15 protein-coding genes are annotated in these 24,440 nt (G+C 39.5%); 2 read left to right on the top strand and 13 right to left on the bottom strand.

Annotation, left to right across the window (positions count from 1 at the left end):
• Positions 1–86: 86 nt before the first annotated feature.
• The 3 genes from CLI64_RS17920 to CLI64_RS17910 form a co-directional block, all read right to left on the bottom strand.
• Positions 87–752 carry a glutathione S-transferase family protein gene (locus CLI64_RS17920; RefSeq protein WP_103138474.1) on the bottom strand — a complete coding sequence of 222 codons (666 nt, stop codon included), beginning with the start codon at positions 750–752 and terminating at the stop codon, positions 87–89.
• Between the two features lie 208 nt (positions 753–960).
• Entirely contained in the window at positions 961–2,085 is a 1,125-nt protein-coding gene (locus CLI64_RS17915) for an aryl-sulfate sulfotransferase (RefSeq protein WP_103138473.1), read from the bottom strand.
• A gap of 145 nt (positions 2,086–2,230) precedes the next feature.
• On the bottom strand, positions 2,231–3,268 hold the full coding sequence (locus tag CLI64_RS17910; RefSeq protein ID WP_103138472.1) for an NADP(H)-dependent aldo-keto reductase: 1,038 nt from the start codon (positions 3,266–3,268) through the stop codon (positions 2,231–2,233).
• Positions 3,269–3,546: 278 nt separating this feature from the next.
• Between CLI64_RS17910 and CLI64_RS17905 the strand changes: the two genes are divergently transcribed.
• Positions 3,547–4,557 (top strand): isopenicillin N synthase family oxygenase, encoded by a 1,011-nt coding sequence (locus tag CLI64_RS17905; protein WP_103138471.1) that lies wholly within the window; start codon positions 3,547–3,549, stop codon positions 4,555–4,557.
• 86 nt (positions 4,558–4,643) lie between these two features.
• Here CLI64_RS17905 and CLI64_RS17900 read toward each other — a convergent pair whose 3' ends face one another.
• The 3 genes from CLI64_RS17900 to CLI64_RS17890 form a co-directional block, all read right to left on the bottom strand.
• On the bottom strand, positions 4,644–5,867 hold the full coding sequence (locus CLI64_RS17900) for a glutathione S-transferase family protein (protein WP_103138470.1): 1,224 nt from the start codon (positions 5,865–5,867) through the stop codon (positions 4,644–4,646).
• 2 nt (positions 5,868–5,869) lie between these two features.
• Positions 5,870–6,526, bottom strand: a complete 657-nt coding sequence (locus CLI64_RS17895; protein WP_103138469.1) for a class I SAM-dependent methyltransferase family protein — start codon at positions 6,524–6,526, stop codon at positions 5,870–5,872.
• Positions 6,527–6,957: 431 nt separating this feature from the next.
• Positions 6,958–7,821, bottom strand: a complete 864-nt coding sequence (locus CLI64_RS17890; RefSeq protein WP_103138468.1) for an ATP-grasp domain-containing protein — start codon at positions 7,819–7,821, stop codon at positions 6,958–6,960.
• Between the two features lie 492 nt (positions 7,822–8,313).
• Here CLI64_RS17890 and CLI64_RS17880 point away from each other — a divergent pair, with 492 nt between their 5' ends.
• Positions 8,314–9,159: an alpha/beta fold hydrolase gene (locus CLI64_RS17880; protein WP_103138467.1), complete on the top strand. Its 846-nt coding sequence runs from the start codon at positions 8,314–8,316 to the stop codon at positions 9,157–9,159.
• A 57-nt stretch (positions 9,160–9,216) separates the two neighbouring features.
• On the opposite strand, the gene CLI64_RS17875 is transcribed toward CLI64_RS17880, so the two are convergent.
• From CLI64_RS17875 to CLI64_RS17845, 7 genes are all read right to left on the bottom strand, one after another.
• A complete protein-coding gene (locus CLI64_RS17875) occupies positions 9,217–10,425 on the bottom strand; it encodes a WD40 repeat domain-containing protein (RefSeq protein ID WP_103138466.1) in 1,209 nt (402 codons plus the stop codon).
• A gap of 9 nt (positions 10,426–10,434) precedes the next feature.
• The gene (locus CLI64_RS17870) at positions 10,435–11,385 is read right to left on the bottom strand and encodes a hypothetical protein (RefSeq protein ID WP_103138465.1); all 951 of its coding nucleotides are present in this window, start codon (positions 11,383–11,385) and stop codon (positions 10,435–10,437) included.
• Positions 11,386–11,403: 18 nt separating this feature from the next.
• Entirely contained in the window at positions 11,404–13,605 is a 2,202-nt protein-coding gene (locus tag CLI64_RS17865) for a hypothetical protein (RefSeq protein WP_103138464.1), read from the bottom strand.
• A 203-nt stretch (positions 13,606–13,808) separates the two neighbouring features.
• Entirely contained in the window at positions 13,809–14,096 is a 288-nt protein-coding gene (locus CLI64_RS17860; RefSeq protein ID WP_103138463.1) for a PAAR domain-containing protein, read from the bottom strand.
• A gap of 141 nt (positions 14,097–14,237) precedes the next feature.
• Positions 14,238–16,205, bottom strand: coding sequence for a VgrG-related protein (locus CLI64_RS17855; protein ID WP_103138462.1), 1,968 nt, complete (start codon positions 16,203–16,205; stop codon positions 14,238–14,240).
• Between the two features lie 70 nt (positions 16,206–16,275).
• Positions 16,276–16,800 (bottom strand): hypothetical protein, encoded by a 525-nt coding sequence (locus CLI64_RS17850; protein WP_103138461.1) that lies wholly within the window; start codon positions 16,798–16,800, stop codon positions 16,276–16,278.
• A 32-nt stretch (positions 16,801–16,832) separates the two neighbouring features.
• Positions 16,833–24,434 (bottom strand): hypothetical protein, encoded by a 7,602-nt coding sequence (locus tag CLI64_RS17845; RefSeq protein ID WP_103138460.1) that lies wholly within the window; start codon positions 24,432–24,434, stop codon positions 16,833–16,835.
• Between the last annotated feature and the right edge of the window lie 6 nt (positions 24,435–24,440).

Below are 24,440 nucleotides of genomic sequence, written 5' to 3'. Positions count from 1 at the left end.
AAAGTTATGAGCATCTGCGACACGAGGTATAGTTTGCCCAATTCCCAAGATTTAATTCCTGTTATTGTTGAACAGAAAAACTTGTATTACACAGCTACAGGAGTAGCAAATCTAGCATATCGTTCTATGTAGAACTCTTTACTGTTAGCGATCGCTAAGACTGAATCACGTTGTTTCAGAGCTTTTTTCCACTGACGCAAACGAGTAAATTCTTCTGGTATACCAAAACCTCGATAATGCTTCAGTGCAGGCCAACGCTCAAACCAGGGATAAAAGGTGAAATCTACCAGACTAATAGATTCACCAAACCAGTAAGGGCCATCTCCTGATAACTTTCTTAAACCTTCATGTTCGATAAATTCCAGATGTTTGTATAGTTCTTGTTTAGCAGCTTCTTGTTGTGCAACTTCTGGACTACGCAAGAGAGTAGAAAAAGCCGGAACAAATCGAGTATTAGCAAAATCAATCCAGATACGAGCCTGAGCTTTAGCAATAGCACTACTAGGTAAAAGCGGCGGATTTGGAAATACTTCATCAAGATATTCGTTAATTACCGCCGATTCCCAGACTCTATGCTCACCATGTACAATTGCCGGCACTTTTCCATAGGGAGAAATATCTGTAAATCCCTCTGGTTTGTTTTGCAAGTTAATTTCAATTAAATCAAAGTCGATACCTTTTTCTTGCAATACCAAGCGCGAACGGTGAGCATAAGGACAAACGACTGCGCTATATATCTGAATGTCGGACATATTGATATTCCTCTTGATTAATAGTGCTGAGTGGTGAGTGCTGAGTAATGTTAGCGGTAGCGCGGCGTTTAGCCGGTGCTGAGTGGTGAGTGCTGAGTAATGAGTGCTGAGTGGTAAGTGCTGTTAGCGGTAGCGCGGCGTTTAGCCAGTGCTGAATTGAGAAATCAATTCTGCCTTGTCTACCTTATCCCCAGTCCCCAGTCCCCAACTAAAGCCAAGGAACTTCTTCTGGCGCATAACGAAAAGCACGGAAGACGGAATTTTGTTCCCCACGAGCTACGGCTGAGTTATCACCAGGGATATTCCGCACGGCAAAGTGGGGATTGACATATTCCCAGACAATCTCACCATTAACTGTCACCTCAAATATCCGACCGAAAGCACCTTCTGTAATTAAAGTATTACCATTCGCTAGACGTTGTGCGCCGGATATATAGGAACTGAAGAAGTTGTGGGGTGGGTTATCAGCATACTCCCAAACTATCTCTTTAGTTTGACGGTTAACTTCTATCACACGAGAATAATTGAGTGCAGTGTGACGACGATGTGTGCCATTGTCAAAAATCAGAATATTACCGTTAGCTAATTCGTTAGGAAAGTGCTGCTGTGCTAGGACATCATCTCCCAGCGTCCAGATAATTTCTCCTGTATTGCGATCGATAATTGCGACAGTAGAAATGTTGCGGAAGCTGACTATAATATTGCCGTCAGCGAGTTCACCGACAGTATTACCGTGTGTCCATTCGTGTCTTTGGTCTTGGGGTGTAATAGTAAAAATATCTGGATCTAAATGTTCGTAAGCGTGCCAAGTCCAGACAATTTCACCGCCAGGTGTAACTTCGTAAAGCACATCAGCATAGATATCACCGTCTGCTTCTGTTCCAGGTACGCCACCTTTGATGCGAGGAATCAAAGATTGAGGTATCTTCTCAATAGCTAATAAAATAGTGTTGCCGTTGCGAAGTCTGCGTCCATCGTGATGATGATCTGGATGCTTATACTCCCAAATAATCTTTCCCTGGGGATCTACCTCTAAAACAACGCCACCTTTAAATGCACCCCACAAAGGAAAACGTGGCGGAATTTCTGGTGTTTTACCATTATAAAAAAGGTTGCCGTTGGGTAAGAGATAGCCATACAAACCTGGTGGATAGGGTAGATTCCATTGATGTACAATATCCCCTTCCAGATTCAGGAGATAGACTTCTCCATTACTTGTAAGTGGGGTAAAAAGTGTAAATCCTTTAAACACTTTGTCAGGATTATATGCTCTTAAACCAGTACCACGGCGACGAATAGTATTTTGGTCAACTGATGCTGTTGCGATCGTCATAGTTTATAAGTTGATATGGGAACTAAAAACTGTTTTTAAACCTAAAATTGATATTACTTTGTTGGATTAAGCTACACTTAACCCAACCGACTTTTCTTTTCAACTAACTCTTCACTGAAAACTCAGCACCCAGCACTCAGAACTTTTATGGTGCAGGATTTGGATATCGAGTATGCACTGCGTCTATTTCTGCCAAGATATTTTTATCAAGAACGACATTAATGCTGTCTATATTTTCTTTGAGTTGTTCTAGTGTGGTAGCACCAATAATTGTACTAGCAACAAACCAGCGACTCCGCACGAAGGCTATAGCTAATTGTGCTGGACTTAATTGATGACGTTTAGCTATTTCTACATAAGCTGCTACAGCTTCCTGTACATTGGGTTTTAAATAACGCTGACCAAAGTTTTCAAACAAAGTCACTCTTGTTTTCTCTGGTTTACCGTTGAGGTATTTACCAGTTAAATAACCAAATCCTAAAGGGCTATAAGCTAGTAAAGGAATGTTTTCGTAATAAACTGCCTCTGCTAGTGCGCCATCAAAAACTCGGTTGAGTAAGTTGTAAGCGTTTTGGATGGAAACAACTTTAGGTAATCCTAATTTTTTTGCTGCTTGACTAAATTGTACAACTCCCCAAGGGGTTTCATTACTTAGTCCGACATAGCGAATTTTACCTGCTTTAATGACATCAGCAAAAACTTCCAGTTGTTCGGTGATAGGAACTGTTGTTTTGACCTGTGTGGGGTCAAAGACGGTTTGACCAAAACGAGGGACATAGCGGTCGGGCCAATGGATTTGATATAAATCAATATAGTCTGTTTGTAACCTTGTAAGACTATCATCTATTGCTTGTTTGATATTGTTTCGGTCAAGTCCTTCTGCACCACCACGCAACCATTTAAACCCACGACCAGGCCCCGCAATTTTAGTGGCAACTATTAATTTATCTCGCTGTTGATGTTTTAACCATTCCCCAATATAACTTTCGGTTAAGCCGTAGGTTTCTCCACTGGGTGGTACGGGATACATTTCAGCCGCATCTATGAAATTAACTCCTTGATTAATTGCATAATCTAGCTGTTGATGGGCTTCTTCTAGAGTATTTTGCCGCCCATAAGTCATTGTGCCAAGGCAAATTTCGGAAACGTTTAGGTCACTGTTGCCTAACTGATTATATTGCATATTTTGGAAAACTTTACTCTTGAATTGAAAATTTTTATTGTTCAGTTAGTGTTACTCAATAAATACTATTTATGCCGTGAAATATTTTATTTGTGAGAACACAGGAGAACCATTTAGATATTAATACGGTATGTCTATTAATTTACCTTGTTTAAAATAAAGTTCACAATTTTATGTAAAGACCAAATTTAGCTTAATACTTGACAAACATCAGCGATCGCCATCCTCAAAATTATAATTATATTTATGAGATGACGACAAATTAAGAGAAACTAAACATGACAATTTCACAAGTTCCTATCATCGATATTAGTGGGTTAATTTTACCAACCCATTACTCTGCTGATTTAGTGGCAAAACAAATTAGACAAGCGTGCCAAAATTACGGTTTTTTCTACATCGTCGGACATAGAGTTGATGAACAACTACAACAAAAGCTAGAACATCTCAGTCAACAGTTCTTCGCGCAGGATGAAGAAACTAAGCTGAAAATGCGTATGGCCTTTGGTGGTAGAGCATGGCGAGGATATTTTCCCGTTGGTAATGAGTTGACATCAGGTAAACCAGATTTAAAAGAAGGTATTTACTTTGGTGCAGAACTAGAAGAAGACAATCCACTTGTGAAAGCTGGTATACCAATGCACGGTCGTAATCTCTTTCCCTCTAATATTCCCGAATTTAGGGAAACGGTACTTGAGTATATAGAATCAATGACTCAACTGGGACATATCCTCATGGCTGGTATTGCTCTGAGTTTGGGTTTAGACAAGTCATACTTTACAGAGCGTTATACCAAAGATCCCCTGATATTATTTCGGATTTTTAATTATCCCCCTAATTCATCATCTCAATCCGCATGGGGAGTTGGGGAGCATACAGATTATGGAGTATTAACTATACTCAAACAAGATAACATTGGTGGATTACAAATCAAATCAAAGTCTGGTTGGATAGATGCACCTCCTATACCTGGTTCATTCGTATGTAACATTGGGGATATGCTTGATCGTATGACTCAAGGACTATATCGTTCAACACCCCACCGCGTTCAGAACTTATCAACAACTAATCGCCTATCATTTCCTTTCTTCTTTGATCCTAACTTTAACGTTGAAGTCAAACCCATTGAACTCAAGGGTGCAGTAGTAAATGATGATCAAAGCGATCGCTGGGATAAAGCTAGTGTCCATGAGTTTCGCGGCACTTACGGCGATTACCTCCTAAATAAAGTCTCTAAAGTCTTTCCCGAACTACGTCAAACAGTGTTTGAGAGTGGTGAGTGCTGTTAGCGGTAGCGCGGCGTTTAGCCCGTGCTGAGTTGAGAAATAAATTCTACCTTGTCTACCTTGTCCCCCTTGTCCCCTACCTTCTGCCTTTAATAAACAGAAGCCAATAACTTATCTATCGCTGCTCGAAACGCTGTTGCTGCACCAGCACTCATATCACGAGGCGCGCAGATGCGATTTCTCAGATATGCGAATGTAATCGCCCCCACAGCAGCGAAGATAGGATCAACAATGCTATTTTTACCACCCGTCCGACCACCCGGTAAAGTTTCGCCATTGCTATGAATGAGATAATCAGCTAGTTGGCGGAGATGAAAATCAACCGATTCTTTAACTGTGGTAAAGTCACCATCTGCGGCTAAAGCTTGGACTCCAGAATTTTTGATAATATCTGCGATCGCAACTTCTCGATTATCGCTCAATCTTTCGGCAGCTTCGGCACGATATTGAATTTTTTGGCTATCTACTGCATCCAATGGTAATGGATTTCCAATTGGTTCCACACCCCAGCGACGACGTAACAGCAAATTGTTGGTAATATTATCCGACTTCACCCGATGATAAGCCGGACGTTGATTTAATGCGTCAAACCAAGCATTAATTCGAGGAAAGCGCGGATTTCCTTTGAGATGATATCCCCGATACACAGGTAAATTAGCCGCCAATCTATCTAGATGGGGACTATACATAATATCTACTAAGCTAAAGGTACTCACAAAGTAGGGGCCGGGATATTCAGATAAAGCTTGCTCAAGTTCATCTAATTTAGCTTCAAATTCTGCTTGTAATTTTGCTAGCTCTTCAGCATCTATAGGTGCTTCTCTCAAGAATTTATAAGCGAGATTCCGAAAACCATTGGTTTCTGATTCTTCAACCAAACGCCTAGCAATAGCATTTTCCTCTGGATTTTCCGGTAATAATGCAGGACTGGGAAACCTTGCTTCTAGAGCTAGGAGAATATCTTTAGATTCGTATACTAAATTTCCCTCAATTTTAGCAGCCGGTACAAGGGTAGTAGGAACTAGGTCAGTGTACCATTTGGGTTTATTACTTAAATCAATAAACTCTGTAGCAAAAGGAATTTCCTTTTCTTCCAGCGCAAACCAAACTCGCTCACAGAAAGGACACCAAGAATTAGTATCTCGGTAAAGCAGGACTGGGGGTTCTGTATTTGGCGGAAGTTTATCGAAACTGCTAGGTATGGGTGCAGTAGAAGGAGATTGTCCTGGCCTTTTTACTCGACGTGCAGAGGTATGGTTTCTAGCTGTCTGTAGAAGTTCATCCCAACTCGATATTGTGTTTTGAATAGACATTTTTACCTCGCTTTACTAGGAACGCCGGAAAACACAAATAACTGTTGTTCTTTGGGTTGAGGTAAATTTTCACCAACGTATCGATGAAGACCTACTCCCATATCTCCTGTAGCAGTTAGCTTAAACTGAACTTCTTCAAATCCAGATGCAGACAAAATTTTCCGTACATTGTCAGAGTAGGGAAAACCGTTAGAGTGTCCGCGAGTCCAGATGACAAACGCACCTGGTTTACTGAGAAAACTGAGGTTATCTAGTAAACGATTGAGTTCGCCTTCATCAGCCAGATTGCCGAAAACGCCGCACACAATTACGATATCTGCGGGTACTGCACCTACATAGTTAGTAGCAAGAGTTGCATCACCATTGATCAACTCAATTTGCTTGGTTAAACCCAAAGATTCTATAGTTGCTTGTCCACGTTCAACTAGATTTGAATTTATTTCAACTAGTCGTGCAGAAACATCCTTCGCGCGGGGGTGATTTTGTAAAGTTCCTAGTAAATCTCGTCCATCACCGGCGCAAACACTCACTATCTGAATAGCTCCATCTGGGGAAGCATTCAAGCTATAAGCAATATATTCCCGCACGATTTCTAGACGCTGCTGCAACTTTGGCTCAGTGTTATAGAGGTCGTGCCATTCATACCAATCGTTCGGCATAAGGGCTAATTCCCGTTCGATGCACACTATGTATTTATAAACTACTGTTAGTCTATCAAGTAACTGTAGTTTAATTATAACGGTCTAACGATATCATAGATATTTATCTAAAATCAAGGTACAAGGTAGACAAGGCAGAATTTATTTCTCAACTCAGCAGCGACTAAACACTGCACTGAATAGTCAATGCGTGCATGAAATCCCTTGTATCTAAGTAACTACAGCAGTTTTACCAAGACCGGAGAACCCAAAACCAGCATGATCCCGGCTGGCAAAATTAATTGTTTACATATCAAAGCATTGCTGATTAGTGGGATGATTTTTGTCGGGCTACGCCCCGCCCCGCTAACAAAAGAATCAATATTCTGCGTTGCACAATAAGCCTCAGTTCATCCCGCATTTATACAATGCCCAAGAATCAAGTTGGATTCCTATACATCACGGTGCAACTCTGAAAATTTTCGCTCCTCATTAATCAGATTTTGCCACAGGGCAAAAGGAGAAATAGCAGTATATCCGCTTTCTTGGGCATCATTGCATTCAATCACAATCCACTCTCCGGTAATAGTTTGGGCAACGTCAATTACAACAAATGGTAAGTTGAGCCGCATTGCTGCTGCTTGAGCGATCGCTAAGGCGGCTCTCTCCTCATCCGAGTTCCAATGATATGAGGTTGACCAGTATTGCCCTGCACCCACACACTGACCTCGCCACCAGAACGAGCGAAACTCAAAAGATGCAGGAATTTTTGCAGTTGGTTCTGATGGAACGGGGCGTAGTTGGACAAACTCACGACAAACGAGGTCTTGCCACCGCAAAATGGGGTCTTCCTGGTAAATCTGAATTGCTCGATAGTAATCTTCAGCCGAACGAATGATTGAAAGTGCTGCTTGATGACGACTGGTTTGACGACTACCTTTGAGAAATAGCGGTAGCCCAATCGCTTGTTCAACAATAGCGATATCAGGAGGCTCTGAAAACCAAAGGCTCTTGGGTGTTAACCCTTCTAGCAAAGGATACCAACGCGGCAACTCGCTGGCAAGAAGATGCTGTTCTGGTGAGTGAATCAGAAAGATTTCGTCTGCTGCCAGTTGGTGATAAATCTCATCATAATTGGTCGCTGCTCCAAATCGCCCGATCGCTGCAATTGGCTCAGGTCGAAGCCAAGGACGACGACAAGCAAAGAACTGGGAAAGGGAAAAATCATAACTTGGTAAATCAACCTCCCCAACTAAAACCCAAACAGTTTCTTCCAAGAAGATGAGATCAAGGTTTTCTGGATTAACACGCGGCATCAGTACATATCAATCATTACAACGAACTTCTGTCTGAAGATACGGAAAACTTGTTTTTTACATGCGTATTTGGGTATTATCCTGAATTTTGACGTATAAACAACCTTTACAGGAGGATTATAAAAAATTTTCCGTTGATGCTTACTCAATTAGGCGATTGTGGTAAAGATTCTTAACTCACTAAGAAGTACAGCCTTTGAGATAGTCTAGAGTGGCGATTTTCTCGGCGGAGTGTTCTGACCAATCACCTGCGACGTTCATGTTTTGTTCGGTGTATGAAATCCTTGTCGCATAAGAGGCAACAATCTAGGAATACCGATGCAGAGTGGGTCTGGAGTTGCAATCCAAAATCCAAAATCTAAAATTGGTTAACCTAGCCAGTCCACTACTACAGCATCTGCAATGATGTAGACATTCGCTCCTCCTACCCTCTGCTTTCATACACCCAGCAAAATGGTAAGATTTGCCATATAAAACAGATAGGAAAATAGCGTGTCGATAACAGAAAATAAAATAACAGTAGATTCTTTAGAGTGGTTTTATCGAGAATCTGCGCCAATTGGTCAAACTGATTTATTGCCTGTAGTCTTATTACATGGAATCCCATCACAAAGTTACAGTTGGCGTAATATTTTACCAGGATTAGCCGGACAAGGTACAAGAGCGATCGCACCAGATTGGATTGGTTCTGGATTTTCTGCCAAGCCGGAAAAACAAGAGTTTCCCTACACTCCTGATGCTTACATCAAGGCTTTATCAGGGTTTATTGACGCATTAGAACTAGAACGTTTTTCGCTAGTTGTGCAAGGTTTTTTAGGTTCTGTCGGTCTGCAATATGCTTTAAGAAATCCCGAAAAAATTGCTAACATTGCTATTTTAAATACACCTATTTCTCTGGATGCAAAATTACCCTGGAAACTGCAACAGATGGGTTGGCCTTTTGTGGGTGATATGATGACTCAAGACCCTTTGTTAGTTGACCGCACCTTAGAAGGTGGGAGTCGCTATCGCATTGGAGATGCAGATTTAGATGTGTACCGCAAACCCTATTTAAAAACTTCCGCCGTGGGACGCGCGCTATTAACCACGATTCGTAATCTGCAACTACCAACCGCCATGAGCGAGATTACCTCTGGTTTTCAACAATGGCAACAACCAATTTTAATTCAATGGGGGATGATTGACCCTTGGCTACCGATAGAGATAGCCGAAAGTTTTGCTAAGTCTGTACCTGATGCGGAAGTAATTAAACTCAATAACGTCGGTCACTATCCGCAAGAACACTATCATGAGGTAATTTTACAAGACTTATTACCCTTCGTGCGCCGGACTAAGTAATGATTATGCGATCGCCTCTGTATAATGGGGGTGCGATCGCTACAACACCAACTTGATTTATTTTAATTTTTTCTCATCTATAATTTCTCCTTTTCTATTCCACATAAACACCATTCCATCAGCACCGCTACTAGCAATAGTATTACCATCTTGACTAATGGCTACTGATAAAACTTTGCCAATATGCTTTTTGAGAAAAGGTTTACCTTGAAATTGCTTCTGAGCATTATCATATTGCCATAACCATATTTGCCCATCATTAGCACCACCAATAATAACTGTACCGTCAGAGTTGACGGCAAGAGATGAGACTTCAATAGTTGGTTTTACTTCTCTAGGAGGACTACTAGTGTTTGTAGTTGTCAGATTCTGTACAAGTAAATTCCCATTGGTATTACTAACAATATGTTGTCCTCCCAAACTCATAGCAGCTATAGCACCCGTAGGGGGATATTCTACTTTTAAACCTTGAATTGGCGAAAAAAGCCTAAAAAAAAACCACAAGAATATTGCCATCAGGCCTAAACCGGCAAAGATTAAAATTAACGTTTGACTGTTATTTTCTTGTTTTCTTGAACCGCCTGAGTTTTTTTTAACTATATTAGTAACTTGTGGATTGTATTCAGTAAAACTTTGATATTGAATCAAATTCGATAGTCCTCGCCAGACTAAATATTTGATTAAAGTATCCTCTGCTTTAATACCAGTAACTACTATTAGTACGTCTACATTTTTTTCTTGAGGAGGCAAACTTTTTGTTTCCAAAAGAGTTGCTAGTTTATCTCTGTTAGCTGGGGAATTGTAAGCTAACATATAACTAGATTCTGCTGTGTTAATTCTATCTCTTTTATTTAAACTACTAATTATATCGACTATTTCCTGAAAAGAAACTTTAAACCCATATTCATCATCTTGTGTGATGGCATCATCAATTTTATGATCTAATTCTCCTCTTAATGAAAGAGCCGCTAATTCTTGTAACTTCTGCTCATTTTCTTCAGAGTAGGGAAAAATCCAAGCCACGGAATTACGAATAGTCCGACCACGATAATCTTTCCTTTGACTGGCTTTTATACCCGTGACTAGTAAAATTAACTGGTTATAATCACGCGCTAAAAGTAGAGAGGGAGATTCAGTTTCTAGGAGTTCTTTAAATTTGCTGACTAATGCTGGTTCACTGATTTCTTCCTGATTATTCTCTGTAATTCTTCGCCAACAATAGCCGTACTGTTGATCAAAACCAGCAGTGTAAACATAAATTTCCATGTCCAACTCCTATTTTTTAATATCCAGTAAGTCGAGACCTTGCAAAATTTCAAATCCACCAGTATGCTTACATTTTTCAGCAGATTTACGAGCTGCTTCCTTTAAGTATTCATCCCAACCTAGCCAACGCCGAATGCGATTAAACCAGCCGCGCTTAGTATCTAAATGAAGCTTGAGTACAAAGCGTAAAAGATATCGTAGTGGCTGATCACTATCTTGGGGACTGTACTCAGCATGATGATCAATTTTGCGGAAATAAAAATTGGGTTTACCATCAATTTCTTTAATCTGAGAAAAAAATACAGTTCCCACCGTTTGCACAGGTGTCACCACACAAGCCACCTTTGTTAGTAGATTTTCACTGTTAAACAAGCGTAATAAACCACTGTATTTGTCTTTTATGCGCTCTGTTAGCTTTTTTGCATCTTGCTCATTTTGGACGTATTTTTCACAGCGAACTGGTACTAACAGCACAAGTTTTGGTTCTTCTAAGTCAGCATATGCTATCTTAAAAAAATCAGTAATTTGCTTAGGGTTATTGATTAAATCATGCCATCTACCGTTTGCTTCCATGAGAGGCGGTGTGTCAATAGCAATTAAAACTGCTGCACATTCTTTTACTACATTACTGACAAATTCACAATTATTTTGCAGATATTCACCAGGGAAATCTTGAAAACTCAATTGTAAATTGGGTTTACCTCCCAATTTTCCCAGACCAAATTTAAAAGATTTATGCCCTTCAGTTCCTTCTAAGCCTCCTGTTGCTTCAAAATCATTTAATAGAGCTTTTAATTCACCTAAACGTTTTGATAATAGAGCCGAGCTTTCTAAATCTGGTGTGAGTTGCAGACCTGCTTCACCTATAGTAGTATCAAACTGCTCATACATAGCGGTTAAAATACTAGTTTTACCTACACCTCTATGTCCTAGCATAGTAATTTTCAATTCTGATGGCATTGTATTTTCCTGAGTGAATTAATTGAGAAATTTCATAGAGTCTAATTGATTGGCGATCGCGACTTTTTCTATTGCTTCTAACCACTCTCTTCTTAGTCTAGTACGTTCACCCAGTAACTCAAATTCATCAGGCCAGATGGCAGCGCGTTCTTCCCGCAAAAATATCCGCCACTCTATTTCAACTTCGTCTGCACGCAGCACACGATCAAGAAACTCTTCCACTATGGCAAAACCCGCTTGGGAAGGCTCACACAGTAATTCATCTAAGGCTGTTTCGCATTGATAAACTGCTTCCCCGTGTAGTGCTTTGAGATTGCTCATTACTTGTTGAGCATTGGGATTTGGTGGGAGTTTGAGAGTTTTTGTATCAGGAGATAAATCATTCAGACATTTACGAATGCGGTGTTGAATCATGCCTCGGTAAGATAACTCGAATTCTGCTAGAATTTGGAAACCGAATTTGATTCTGCAAGGTTGTCCATCGCCTATAAGGTCATCAGGTAATAGTTTGGCGATCGCCTGAACAAAATCAGCCCCTCTTACCTCAGTTAGCCCTCCTAAATTACCTTTTTCTATCAATACTTGCGCCACCTGAGATTTAACACGGTTCAAAGAATTTTTTAACCCCTCATCTAAAGTTAAAAAATGTTTGGAAATATGGGCGCGAATTTCATTTAAATATTCATTATAAGCTGTTTCATAAGAATTACTCACATTACGTCTAACTTCAATTCCCTCTATTGAAGACGGTAATTTAGTATCTTCATAACAAGCTTTAATTGCAGCTTCAACTGCCTCTTTAAAGTCACGATCATGCTTATCTATCTGTTTACTTAATTCTTTCAGTAAAATCTCTAGACCAGTCGTCAATTGTTCCCAAAGTTGTTTAAATAGAACTTCAAATCTACTAGTTTCGGCTGACTGTATCGGCTGTCCTAACGCATTTTTAGCTTTATCTAATTCAGCATCAATAGCACTTTGGAGTTGCTCAAGTCGTTCTTGACAAGAAGAGGCATATTTTTTATCTAGAGAGGTGATTTCAGTAGCCAAATAATCAACCACACGATCCAAAACTTTATTATTGGCTTCATCAGGATCAGCACAATTTGCCGTTATACATTCTACAAGTTTGATATGTTTATCAGTAATACTCTGTGTCAATCGTTCACAGTTAGAAGCATTATCTCCATAGTTAGAACCTCTATCTGTGCGGTTGAGAACCATAAAAGACCACTGCTCAATCGGCAAATCAGTTAAAGCTGAACGAGCTGTATCATAAAGTTTGACATCCACATCTCCCCAAAAATCACCAGAAGGTTTTGGCATTCTGACAAAGAGAACTGCGTCAACTTCTTGACCAATAGTTTTGACCATTCTTTCTTCATCACCAATCCCTGTATCGCCCAATCCTGGTAAATCAACTAGAGCAATTTGCCCCACATCATCATTAGGGAATTTACAAACAATTTTTACATCTTTAACTGCTACGTAATTAAAATAAATACGTTCACCTTCAAGATTATCTTGTGCTACATAAGCTCTAATTTCATCTCTAGAAATCCGCCGTGGTGAAATTTCTCGAAACAGATGACGATATTTATCAATATTTTTATGATATCCCCGCAGATGTTCATACTTTGCACCCCCCTCTGCACCAGCAAAGTTACTAGGTAAAGACGGCAATGGTTGAGTGGCAAATTCTCCTAATGTAATTGGTTTAGCACCCAATTTCAATTGTTCATAATAGGGAGCAATCACTTCATCCAAGAAAGACCGTTCTGTATGGAAAGTTACTTCTCCATAGGTTTCAAAAGCTGGGTTATGGTAAATTGTGCTGCGAACTCCCGTGCAGTGTTCACCACTCCCATCAGGAATTTCTGCTGCTGTCAATTTCGTTAAACTTTGTAATAGACGGCTTTTTCCCTGTCTAGCGCGTCCAATCACACCAATGTTAAGAGTGTTACGCGAAAAGCGAGCTTTGAGCTTACTTAAAGCTTCTAACTCAGCTACCAGACTCAATTGGATTTTGGCAAAATCAATGGCTTGCAATTTTCCTGAAATACTAATATCTTCAACCGTTGCTAATAACTGATTGCGGTAGTCTTCTAAGTAGTGGAGTGCATAGGAAATAGAATTTAAATTCTCTTCTACCTCTGTAATTTTTTTCGCCAACGGTTGGCGTTTTGCAATAATCTTAGCAATGCGCTCAGTTCTACTCATAAATAAATATCAGGTTTTATATAAGACTTATATTTGATGATTAATTGAACTTACGCAGTCAATGACTTTTAAGTAGGACTTCCGCAACTGGCATATTTTTTTGTAGGGTGTGTGACGCTGTGACAGAATTTAAACGTAGTCATGAGAATTATCGCATCACGCACCAGCTATCAATTGTAACACTTGCGTAAGTCCTGTTAAATTTAACCACCAATCAATACAGTCGGCGCACCTATCCCTACAACAGTAGTTAAAGGTATACCAGTTACAGTATTCACACCAGCTACCTGAGAAGTGATTCTAGCAGCTGGTCGCCCACCAATTAATACAGTCAAAGAACCCATCACAATATTACCTGTAATCACAGGCCCCACCACCAAATCACCAACACAAGCGGCGGGTAAACCCATAATCAACACATTAGGAACACCAGGTGCAGTAATTGGATCACCGGTAACAGTTAAATCAGTAAGTCGTGCGGCTGGAAACATAGGGAATTAGGGATTGGGGATTGGGGACTGGGGATTGGAGACTGGGGACTGGTAGGGATTGGGGACTGGGGATTAGGAGACAAGGAAGACAACGTATTAATGACTAATGACTAATGACTGTTGACTATTGACTATTGACTATTAACAATTCAGCCTAACTATACCGCCCATAATGCCAACTGTGGCTGCGCCATTAATGCTAACTGACGCACCCGCAGAAGCACTAATTGACGCACCCGCAGAAGCACTAATTGACGCACCAGAGGTTACGCTCAAAGAACCACCAGATTGTACACTCATAGAGCTACCAGCTTGTATACTCACTGTTCCAGTGGTTCTCATAGTAATGCCACTAGGAGTTAATTCTATACTAGTACCCCCAACAGTGAGGCTAATTTTTTGCGTGGCAGTTAGGGCTATTTCTCCGCCATTTACACTAATTTTCTTTGTTGTACCAGTAGTTCCCGACTTAACTGCAATATCACCAGTAGAATTTAAACTAATTGTTTTATCACTATCATCAGCACGATATTTATGTCCGCCAGTTGTCTCTAATTCTACAAATTTATCACTGTCATTTAAACGAAAATTATGACCACCTATTGTCTGTAAATAAACGCCTTTTTTAGTGCCTTTATCTTCTTCTACAAACTGTAATTTATGTCCAACACGAGTTTTAAAGGTGCGGAGGCGGACTTTACCATCGACAATGGTATCATTTACGCTTTCTGGTGGCGCATCTGTACCATTCCACACCCCACCAATTACATAGGGGCGATGAATATCACCATGTTCAAATGCTACTAAAACCTCATCATTAACTTCTGGTAAACAATCAAAACCCCTACCTGGCCCAGCACCTACACTTACTACTCTCGCCCAATTACTTTCATGTTCTTCAGTCAAGGTGGGAAATTTCACTCTGACTCTACCCCAACCTTTAGGATCTTTATTATTACTGACAATTCCCACTAACAGAGTTTGTCCTGGTTGCAAGTGTTGCTGCGGGGTTAATGTAGCGAATAAGTCTCCTGGACGTAATCCCCGCACACTAAATTCTGTGGTATATTTGCGCTTTTGGAAGAGGTGACGAGTTTCTGTAACGTAATAACTGCCACTGTAATTCCCCATCTCTGTCAGCTTGATGACTTTTCCTGTTCTAATTAAAGGATTACCTTCTCCTTTCGCGTCTGCATAGACAAATTCTCCCCCCAGTTCGTTACACAAAGCTTGAGCGATTTTTTGCGCTTCAGCTGTACTAAACACAGGTTGATCTACAACTATCATCTTGGGCTGAATGGTAAATTTCTTGCTACTGAGGCTACCTTTACCATTATCTGTACTGGTAATTACTTGTTCTGTTGTGGCTGTTGATACAATTGATTTCTTTGTAGAGTAGTCCCAACCCCGCACTTCTACAGAACTCACCTGTTCCGCACTGGTGACACGAACACGAAAACTGTGAATGTCTTTGAGCCATTTCAGAGATAAAGTCTGGTTTTGTGTGGGTTGACGAAAGTTGAGTTTCCCATCCTGCACGTATAATTCAAAACCTATGCGGGCGGCTCTTTCTCGCAAGAATTCCATGTTAGTTTGGTTTTCTTGAAAGATGTATTCATGAACGGGAGTTGTGGTAGTTATTGTGCCGGTTGTGATACTTGTTTCACCTGCAATTTGGGTGACAACATCACTATCAGTGACGTTTTGAAAAGAACGGTTATAACGTCCCCGATGTAATCTGTGAGAAATATCATAACCCCGAATCACAATCGGAGCTTGTGATTCAGGTGTAAATTCAGTTTCTATAGCAGTGATTTCCCCTTCCAATACATAACCCTGTTCTACATCCTGAAACTCTGCGTTTTCTGTGGTGCTGGAAACAAAGCCAATTTTGATTTTTTTGCCAATAGCAAATAAACTTTGATGTTTCCAGGTAGTTTCAGTCGTTTTTCCGGGAAAGTAGTCATTACGAATGACTAAGGTAAACATCCCTGGTTGATGGAGACTCTCTTCTACAGAGATTTGCAAAATGTCTTCAATTAATTCTTTTGAAGCATCAGTATTATCAATTTGCAATAGGGGTTCGGGGATGTAACTGACTCCGGGCATAGGATAAGCACAATGGGTTTTCCATAGCCTAAGAGGATCAATGGCACTAGGCTATTAACCAAAAGTCGAATTACTTGCGCTTGCTTCTGTTGTCACCGCCTCTATTGACGCTAGCAGGTGCGCCCATTCCTGGTTGTGTAATTGATTCGTCTACTTCTTCTAGTGTCAGGTTTACTTTGGCTCTTACAGGCGTACCATCTGGTAAAAATAGCGTCAAACTATAGCTAAGTGACTGAACAAAACAACGGATATACTGTTGATCACCCCAAGTAAATATATATATAGGTGGACGTTTATCTACACCTGTTCCAGCCTCTGCAAAGTTGACGGCTTTTTCAAATTTTTTCAGATGAGTTAGGACGCTTGTACCTGCTTCGTAGGTATCAAAGATAATGTTGTTAATAGTCAGGATGCAAGGTTCGGGATAGGCAAAGCTGACTTTGGGTAATCCTCGTCCAGTCCGCGCACCACTGCTTTTGGTGAGGTTGATTTGTTGGGAAAAATCTAGCTGGGTGGGATTGAACATAAATTCAATATCGGGTGCAGCTTGTTCTGTTGCAATTAATTTGGCTTTAACTAAAAGGGTGGTACTCATGATTGTTGACTGTTAATTGTTGACTGTTGAATTTACCAAGGTAATCGTCCTGAATAATTATTACCTCGGCGTTCTCGTTCTATTGCTAAACGTTGTTGGAGTATTTTGTATATTTCTTGGGCAAGTATTTCTATATTTTCGGTTTCGTCCTTAGTTAAGTTATTATTAGATTCTGGTTGTTCAGAGTCATTCTTAACCATTTGTATCATTGGTGATTCAGCAGGATTCGAGAATGTCTGTATTAAATCATTCCTAGAGTTATTTTTAGATGAGAAACTAATGTTGGGTGGGGATTGATGATGATGTTTTATAGTTTGATAAAGGTTTGGCGATCGCTTATTTTTATTAGGTAAAACTTTTTGCCATTGTTCTTTATCAATTTCAGGTTGAATTACTATTTTTTTAGTATGATTAATAGCTGGTATCCCATCTACTAAGTCAGCAATGCTAGACCAAGAATCTGATACTTCTTCATTTTGTTTTCTTTGGATTTTGGATGTTGATTTATAGTCAACGTTTGTAGATTTTTTTGTATTTTGTGATTTGTTATCAATCAACCTAGATATAATTAATGCCGATGGTTGAGATATTGGTGAGAGAATTGAGATATTTTCGATAGCTTGAGGTAACTCAGGAATTATTGTATTTTTCGCTTGAATAATTTTTGTCGCATCGTTCTTGTTTACAGATTTAATATTATCCATTTCAGGTGTTGAGTTAGTTGTATTGGGTGTAGTTACCTCTGACTGCGATAATGCTACTGAATTATCGACTGATAGATACTTCTCAGGTTGTGGCTGAATTAATGTAGTTTCCGTTGCCGAATGTGTTGGTGTTGATGTGATTTCTGATGAATTGTAAACTGATGGCTGATATTCTATTTGTGCTTGAATAACTGTGGTTTCAGGTGCAGAATTTGTTGGTGTTTTTGATGTGATTTCTGGTGAACTGGAAATGTAAGGCTGATTTTCTCGTTGCGGTTGAATTAATGTGTTTTCAGGTGTTGAGTTAGTTGTATTGGATGTAATTAATTCTGAATCCGATAATGCTGCTGAATTATCACCTGATGAATGATTTTCCAGTTGTAGCTGAATAACTGTGGTTTCAGGTGTTGAGTTAGTTGTGTTTGATGTAGCTACTTCCGACTGTGATAATGCTTTTGAATTACCAACTGCTTGATAATTCTCCATTTGCGGCTGAATTAATGTGGTTTCCGTCGCCGAATGCGTTGATGTTGATGTGATTTCTGCGGAACTTTCAACTGATGGCTGATGTTCCCGTTTTGCTTGAATTAACGTGGTTTCAGGTGTTGAGTCAGTTGTATTGGGTGTAATTACTTCTGAGTGCGATAATGCTGCTGAATTATCACCCGATGAATGATTTTCTCGTTGTAGCTGAATAACTGTGGTTTCAGGTGTAGAATTTGTTGGTGTTTTTGATGTGATTTCTGGTGAACTGGAAATGGAAGACTGATTTTCTCGTTGCGGTTGAATTGATGTGGTTTCAGGTGTTGAGTTAGTTGTATTGGGTGTAATTACTTCTGAGTGCGATAATGCTGCTGAATTATCACCCGATGGATGATGTTCTCGTTGCGGTTGAATAAATGTGGTTTCAGGTGTTGAGTTATTTGTGTTTGATGTAGTTACTTCTGAATGTGATAATGCTGCTGAATTACCAACTGTTTGATAATTCTCCATTTGCGACTGAATTAATGTGCTTTCCGTCGCCGAATATGTTGATGTTGATGTGATTTCTGCGGAACTTGCAACTGATGGCTGATTTTCCGGTTTTGCTTGAATTAACGTGGTTTCAGGTGTTGAGTCAGTTGTATTGGGTGTAATTACTTCTGAGTGCGATAATGCTGCTGAATTATCAACTGATGAATGATGTTCCAGTTGTGGCTGAATAACTGTGGTTTCAGGTGCAGAATTTGTTGGTGTTTTTGGTGTGATTTCTGGTGAACTGGAAATGGAAGGCTGATTTTCTCGTTGCGGTTGAATTAATGTGGTTTCAGGTGTTGAGTTAGTTGTATTGGATGTAATTACTTCTGAGTGCGATAATGCTGCTGAATTATCACCCGATGGATGATGTTCTCGTTGCGGTTGAATAACTGTGGTTTCAGGTGTTGAGTTAGTTGTGTTTGATGTAGTTACTTCTGAATGTGATAATGCTTCTGAATTACCAACTGCTTGATAATTCTCCATTTGCGGCTGAATTAATGTGGTTTCCGTCGCCGAATGCGTTGGTGTTGATGTGATTTCTGCGGAACTTTCAACTGATGGCTGATTTTCTCGTTGTGGTTGAATTAATGTGATTTCAGGTGTTGAGTTAGTTGTATTGGGTGTAATTACTTCTGAGTTCGATAATGCTGCTGAATTATCACCTGATGAATGATTTTCTCGTTGTGGCTGAATAACTGTGGTTTCAGGTGTTGAGTTAGTTGTGTTTGATGTAGTTACTTCTGAATGTGATAATGCTTCTGAATTACCAACTGCTTGATAATTCTCCATTTGCGGCTGAATTAATGTGGTTTCCGTCGCCGAATGCGTTGATGTTGATGTGATTTCTGCGGAACTTTCAACTGATGGCTGATTTTCTCGTTGTGGTTGAATTAATGTGATTTCAGATGTTGAGTTAGTTGTGTTTGATGTAGTTACTTCTGAGTGTGATAATGCTTCTGAATTACCAACTGCTTGATAATTCTCCATTTGCGGCTGAATTAATGTGGTTTCCGTCACCGAATATGTTGATGTTGATGTGATTTCTGGTGAACTTTCAACTGATGGCTGATTTCCTCGTTGTGGTTGAATAACTGTGTTTTCAGGTGTTGAGTTAGTTGTATTGGGTGTAATTACTTCTGAGTGCGATAATGCTGCTGAATTATCACCTGATGAATGATTTTCTCGTTGTGGCTGAATAACTGTGGTTTCAGGTGTTGAGTTAGTTGTGTTTGATGTAGCTACTTCCGACTGTGATAATGCTTCTGAATTACCAACTGCTTGATAATTCTCCATTTGCGGCTGAATTAATGTGGTTTCCGTCGCCGAATATGTTGATGTTGATGTGATTTCTGCGGAACTTTCAACTGATGGCTGATTTTCTCGTTGTGGTTGAATAACTGTGTTTTCAGGTGTTGAGTTAGTTGTATTGGATGTAATTAATTCTGAGTGCGATAATGCTGCTGAATTATCACCCGATGAATGATTTTCTCGTTGTGGCTGAATAACTGTGGTTTCAGGTGCAGAATTTGTTGATGTTTTCGATGTGATTTCTGGTGAACTTTCAACTGATGGCTGATTTTCTCGTTGTGGTTGAATTAATGTGATTTCAGGTGTTGAGTTAGTTGTATTGGGTGTAATTACTTCTGAGTTCGATAATGCTGCTGAATTATCACCTGATGAATTATTTTCTCGTTGTGGCTGAATAACTGTGGTTTCAGGTGTTGAGTTAGTTGTGTTTGATGTAGCTACTTCCGACTGTGATAATGCTTCTGAATTACCAACTGCTTGATAATTCTCCATTTGCGGCTGAATTAATGTGGTTTCCGTCGCCGAATGCGTTGATGTTGATGTGATTTCTGCGGAACTTTCAACTGATGGCTGATTTTCTCGTTGTGGTTGAATTAATGTGATTTCAGATGTTGAGTTAGTTGTGTTTGATGTAGTTACTTCTGAGTGTGATAATGCTTCTGAATTACCAACTGCTTGATAATTCTCCATTTGCGGCTGAATTAATGTGGTTTCCGTCACCGAATATGTTGATGTTGATGTTGATGTGTTTTCAGGTGTTGAGTTAGTTGTATTGGGTGTAATTACTTCTGAGTGCGATAATGCTGCTGAATTATCAACTGATGAATGATTTTCTCGTTGTGGCTGAATAACTGTGGTTTCAGGTGTTGAGTCAGTTGTATTGGGTGTAATTACTTCTGAGCTCGATAATACTCCTGAATTATCAACTGATGAATGATTTTCCAGTTGTGGTTGAATAACTGTGGTTTCAGGTGTTGAGTTAGTTGTGTTTGATGTAGCTACTTCTGAATGTGATAATGCTTCTGAATTACCAACTGCTTGATAACTCTCCATTTGCGGCTGAATTAATGTGGTTTCCGTCGCCGAATATGTTGATGTTGATGTGATTTCTGCGGAACTTTCAACTGATGGCTGATTTTCCCGTTTTGCTTGAATTAACGTGGTTTCAGGTGTTGAGTCAGTTGTATTGGGTGTAATTAATTCTGAGTGCGATAATGCTGCTGAATTTTCAACTGATGAATGATTTTCTCGTTGTGGCTGAATGAATGTGGTTTCAGGTGCAGAATTTGTTGATGTTTTCGATGTGATTTCTGCGGAACTTTCAACTGATGGCTGATTTCCTCGTTGTGGTTGAATTAATGTGATTTCAGGTGTTGAGTTGGTTGTATTGGATGTAATTACTTCTGAGTGTGATAATGCTGCTGAATTATCACCTGATGAATTATTTTTCAGTTGTGGCTGAATAACTGTGGTTTCAGGTGCAGAATTTGTTGATGTTTTTGATGTGATTTCTGGTGAACTTTCAACTGATGGCTGATTTTCCGGTTTTGCTTGAATTAATGTGGTTTCAGGTTTTGAGTCAGTTGTATTGGGTGTAATTACTTCTGAGTGCGATAATGCTGCTGAATTATCACCTGATGAATGATTTTCTCGTTGTGGTTGAATAACTGTGGTTTCAGGTGCAGAATTTGTTGATGTTTTTGATGTGATTTCTGGTGAACTTTCAACTGATGGCTGATTTTCTCGTTGTGGTTGAATTAATGTGATTTCAGGTGTTGAGTTAGTGGTATTGGATGTAATTATTTCTGAGTGCGATAATGCTGCTGAATTATCAACTGATGAATGATTTTCTCGTTGTGGTTGAATTAATGTGATTTCAGGTGCAGAATTTGTTGATGTTTTTGATGTGATTTCTGGTGAACTGGAAATGGAAGGCTGATTTTCTCGTTGCGGTTGAATTAACGTGGTTTCAGGTGTTGAGTTAGTTGTATTGGGTGTAATTACTTCTGAGTGCGATAATGCTGCTGAATTATCAACTGATGAATGATTTTCTCGTTGTGGCTGAATAACTGTGGTTTCAGGTGCAGAATTTGTTGATGTTTTTGATGTGATTTCTGGTGAACTGGAAATGGAAGGCTGATTTTCTCGTTGCGGTTGAATTAACGTGGTTTCAGGTGTTGAGTTAGTTGTATTGGGTGTAATTACTTCTGAGTGCGATAATGCTGCTGAATTTTCAACTGATGAATGATTTTCTCGTTGTGGCTGAATAACTGTGGTTTCAGGTGTTGAGTCAGTTGTATTGGGTGTAATTACTTCTGAGCTCGATAATACTCCTGAATTATCAACTGATGAATGATTTTCCAGTTGTGGTTGAATAACTGTGGTTTCAGGTGTTGAGTTAGTTGTGTTTGATGTAGCTACTTCTGAATGTGATAATGCTTCTGAATTACCAACTGCTTGATAACTCTCCATTTGCGGCTGAATTAATGTGGTTTCCGTCGCCGAATATGTTGATGTTGATGTGATTTCTGCGGAACTTTCAACTGATGGCTGATTTTCCCGTTTTGCTTGAATTAACGTGGTTTCAGGTGTTGAGTTAGTTGTATTGGGTGTAATTACTTCTGAGTGCGATAATGCTGCTGAATTTTCAACTGATGAATGATTTTCTCGTTGTGGCTGAATGAATGTGGTTTCAGGTGCAGAATTTGTTGATGTTTTCGATGTGATTTCTGGTGAACTTTCAACTGATGGCTGATTTTCTCGTTGTGGTTGAATTAATGCGGTTTCAGGTGTTGAGTTAGTTGTATTGGATGTAATTACTTCTGAGTGCGATAATGCTGCTGAATTATCACCTGATGAATTATTTTTCAGTTGTGGCTGAATAACTGTGGTTTCAGGTGCAGAATTTGTTGATGTTTTTGATGTGATTTCTGGTGAACTTTCAACTGATGGCTGATTTTCCGGTTTTGCTTGAATTAATGTGGTTTCAGGTTTTGAGTCAGTTGTATTGGGTGTAATTACTTCTGAGTGCGATAATGCTGCTGAATTATCACCTGATGAATGATTTTCTCGTTGTGGCTGAATGAATGTGGTTTCAGGTGCAGAATTTGTTGATGTTTTTGATGTGATTTCTGGTGAACTGGAAATGGAAGGCTGATTTTCTCGTTGCGGTTGAATTGATGTGGTTTCAGGTGTTGAGTTAGTTGTATTGGGTGTAATTACTTCTGAGTGCGATAATGCTGCTGAATTATCAACTGATGAATGATTTTCTCGTTGTGGCTGAATGAATGTGGTTTCAGGTGCAGAATTTGTTGATGTTTTCGATGTGATTTCTGCGGAACTTTCAACTGATGGCTGATTTCCTCGTTGTGGTTGAATTAATGTGATTTCAGGTGTTGAGTTGGTTGTGTTTGATGTAATTACTTCTGAGTGCGATAATGCTTCCGAATTACCACCCGATGGATGATTTTCCAGTTGTAGCTGAATAACTGTGGTTTCAGGTGTTGAGTTAGTTGTGTTTGATGTAGTTACTTCTGAATGTGATAATGCTTCTGAATTACCAACTGCTTGATAATTCTCCATTTGCGGCTGAATTAGTGTGGTTTCCGTCGCCGAATGCGTTGGTGTTGATGTGATTTCTGCGGAACTTTCAACTGATGGCTGATTTTCCCGTTTTGCTTGAATTAACGTGGTTTCATGTGTTGAGTTAGTTGTATTGGATGTAATTACTTCTGAGTGCGATAATGCTGCTGAATTATCACCCGATGAATGATTTTCTCGTTGTGGCTGAATAACTGTGTTTTCAGGTGCAGAATTTGTTGATGTTTTCGATGTGATTTCTGGTGAACTTTCAACTGATGGCTGATTTTCCAGTTGTAGCTGAATAACTGTGGTTTCAGGTGTTGAGTTAGTTGTGTTTGATGTAGTTACTTCTGAGTGTGATAATGCTTCTGAATTACCAACTGCTTGATAATTCTCCATTTGCGGCTGAATTAATGTGGTTTCCGTCACCGAATATGTTGATGTTGATGTGATTTCTGGTGAACTTTCAACTGATGGCTGATTTTCTCGTTGTGGTTGAATTAATGTGATTTCAGGTGTTGAGTTAGTGGTATTGGATGTAATTATTTCTGAGTGCGATAATGCTGCTGAATTATCAACGGATGAATGATTTTCTCGTTGTGGCTGAATAACTGTGGTTTCAGGTGCAGAATTTGTTGGTGTTGTTGATGTGATTTCTGGTGAACTGGAAATAGAAGGCTGATTTTCTCGTTGTGGTTGAATAACTAAATTATCTGGAACATTAAGAGTGATAAATTTATTGTTATTAGGAAATCTTTGTAAGGTTAAATTCGATTGTTTTAAATTCGCAGGCTGAGATTCAGATGAAAATTGTGTGGCACTTAAATTACTAGAAGAAGTATCATCTGTCAGTTCAAAATCAGAAAATATTAAATTATCAAAACTTGATAGAGATTGATAACCTAAAGGCGACAAAAATTTAGGTCTGATTAATTTTTGTCCCAAAGGCTTATGAGGAAGTAATGGTTTTTTAATTCCTAGTTCTGGGTACTCACCAAAATTAGCTGCTAATTTATCTGTCATAAATCA

It is taken from the genome of Nostoc sp. CENA543 (genome assembly GCF_002896875.1).
Lineage (GTDB): Bacteria > Cyanobacteriota > Cyanobacteriia > Cyanobacteriales > Nostocaceae > Trichormus.
The sequence above is the reverse complement of the archived record's forward strand: the minus strand, read 5'-3'. Positions and strand labels throughout refer to the sequence as shown.

Bases quoted from the DNA above. Each gene is read 5' to 3' on its own strand.
- CLI64_RS17890 (WP_103138468.1), bottom strand. From the start codon at position 7,821: ATGCCGCGTGTTAATCCAGAAAACCTTGATCTCATCTTCTTGGAAGAA.
- CLI64_RS17905 (WP_103138471.1), top strand. From the start codon at position 3,547: ATGACAATTTCACAAGTTCCTATCATCGATATTAGTGGGTTAATTTTA.
- CLI64_RS17855 (WP_103138462.1), bottom strand. From the start codon at position 16,205: ATGCCCGGAGTCAGTTACATCCCCGAACCCCTATTGCAAATTGATAAT.
- CLI64_RS17870 (WP_103138465.1), bottom strand. From the start codon at position 11,385: ATGCCATCAGAATTGAAAATTACTATGCTAGGACATAGAGGTGTAGGT.
- CLI64_RS17910 (WP_103138472.1), bottom strand. From the start codon at position 3,268: ATGCAATATAATCAGTTAGGCAACAGTGACCTAAACGTTTCCGAAATT.
- CLI64_RS17920 (WP_103138474.1), bottom strand. From the start codon at position 752: ATGTCCGACATTCAGATATATAGCGCAGTCGTTTGTCCTTATGCTCAC.
- CLI64_RS17860 (WP_103138463.1), bottom strand. From the start codon at position 14,096: ATGTTTCCAGCCGCACGACTTACTGATTTAACTGTTACCGGTGATCCA.
- CLI64_RS17845 (WP_103138460.1), bottom strand. From the start codon at position 24,434: ATGACAGATAAATTAGCAGCTAATTTTGGTGAGTACCCAGAACTAGGA.
- CLI64_RS17865 (WP_103138464.1), bottom strand. From the start codon at position 13,605: ATGAGTAGAACTGAGCGCATTGCTAAGATTATTGCAAAACGCCAACCG.
- CLI64_RS17915 (WP_103138473.1), bottom strand. From the start codon at position 2,085: ATGACGATCGCAACAGCATCAGTTGACCAAAATACTATTCGTCGCCGT.
- CLI64_RS17850 (WP_103138461.1), bottom strand. From the start codon at position 16,800: ATGAGTACCACCCTTTTAGTTAAAGCCAAATTAATTGCAACAGAACAA.
- CLI64_RS17900 (WP_103138470.1), bottom strand. From the start codon at position 5,867: ATGTCTATTCAAAACACAATATCGAGTTGGGATGAACTTCTACAGACA.
- CLI64_RS17895 (WP_103138469.1), bottom strand. From the start codon at position 6,526: ATGCCGAACGATTGGTATGAATGGCACGACCTCTATAACACTGAGCCA.
- CLI64_RS17875 (WP_103138466.1), bottom strand. From the start codon at position 10,425: ATGGAAATTTATGTTTACACTGCTGGTTTTGATCAACAGTACGGCTAT.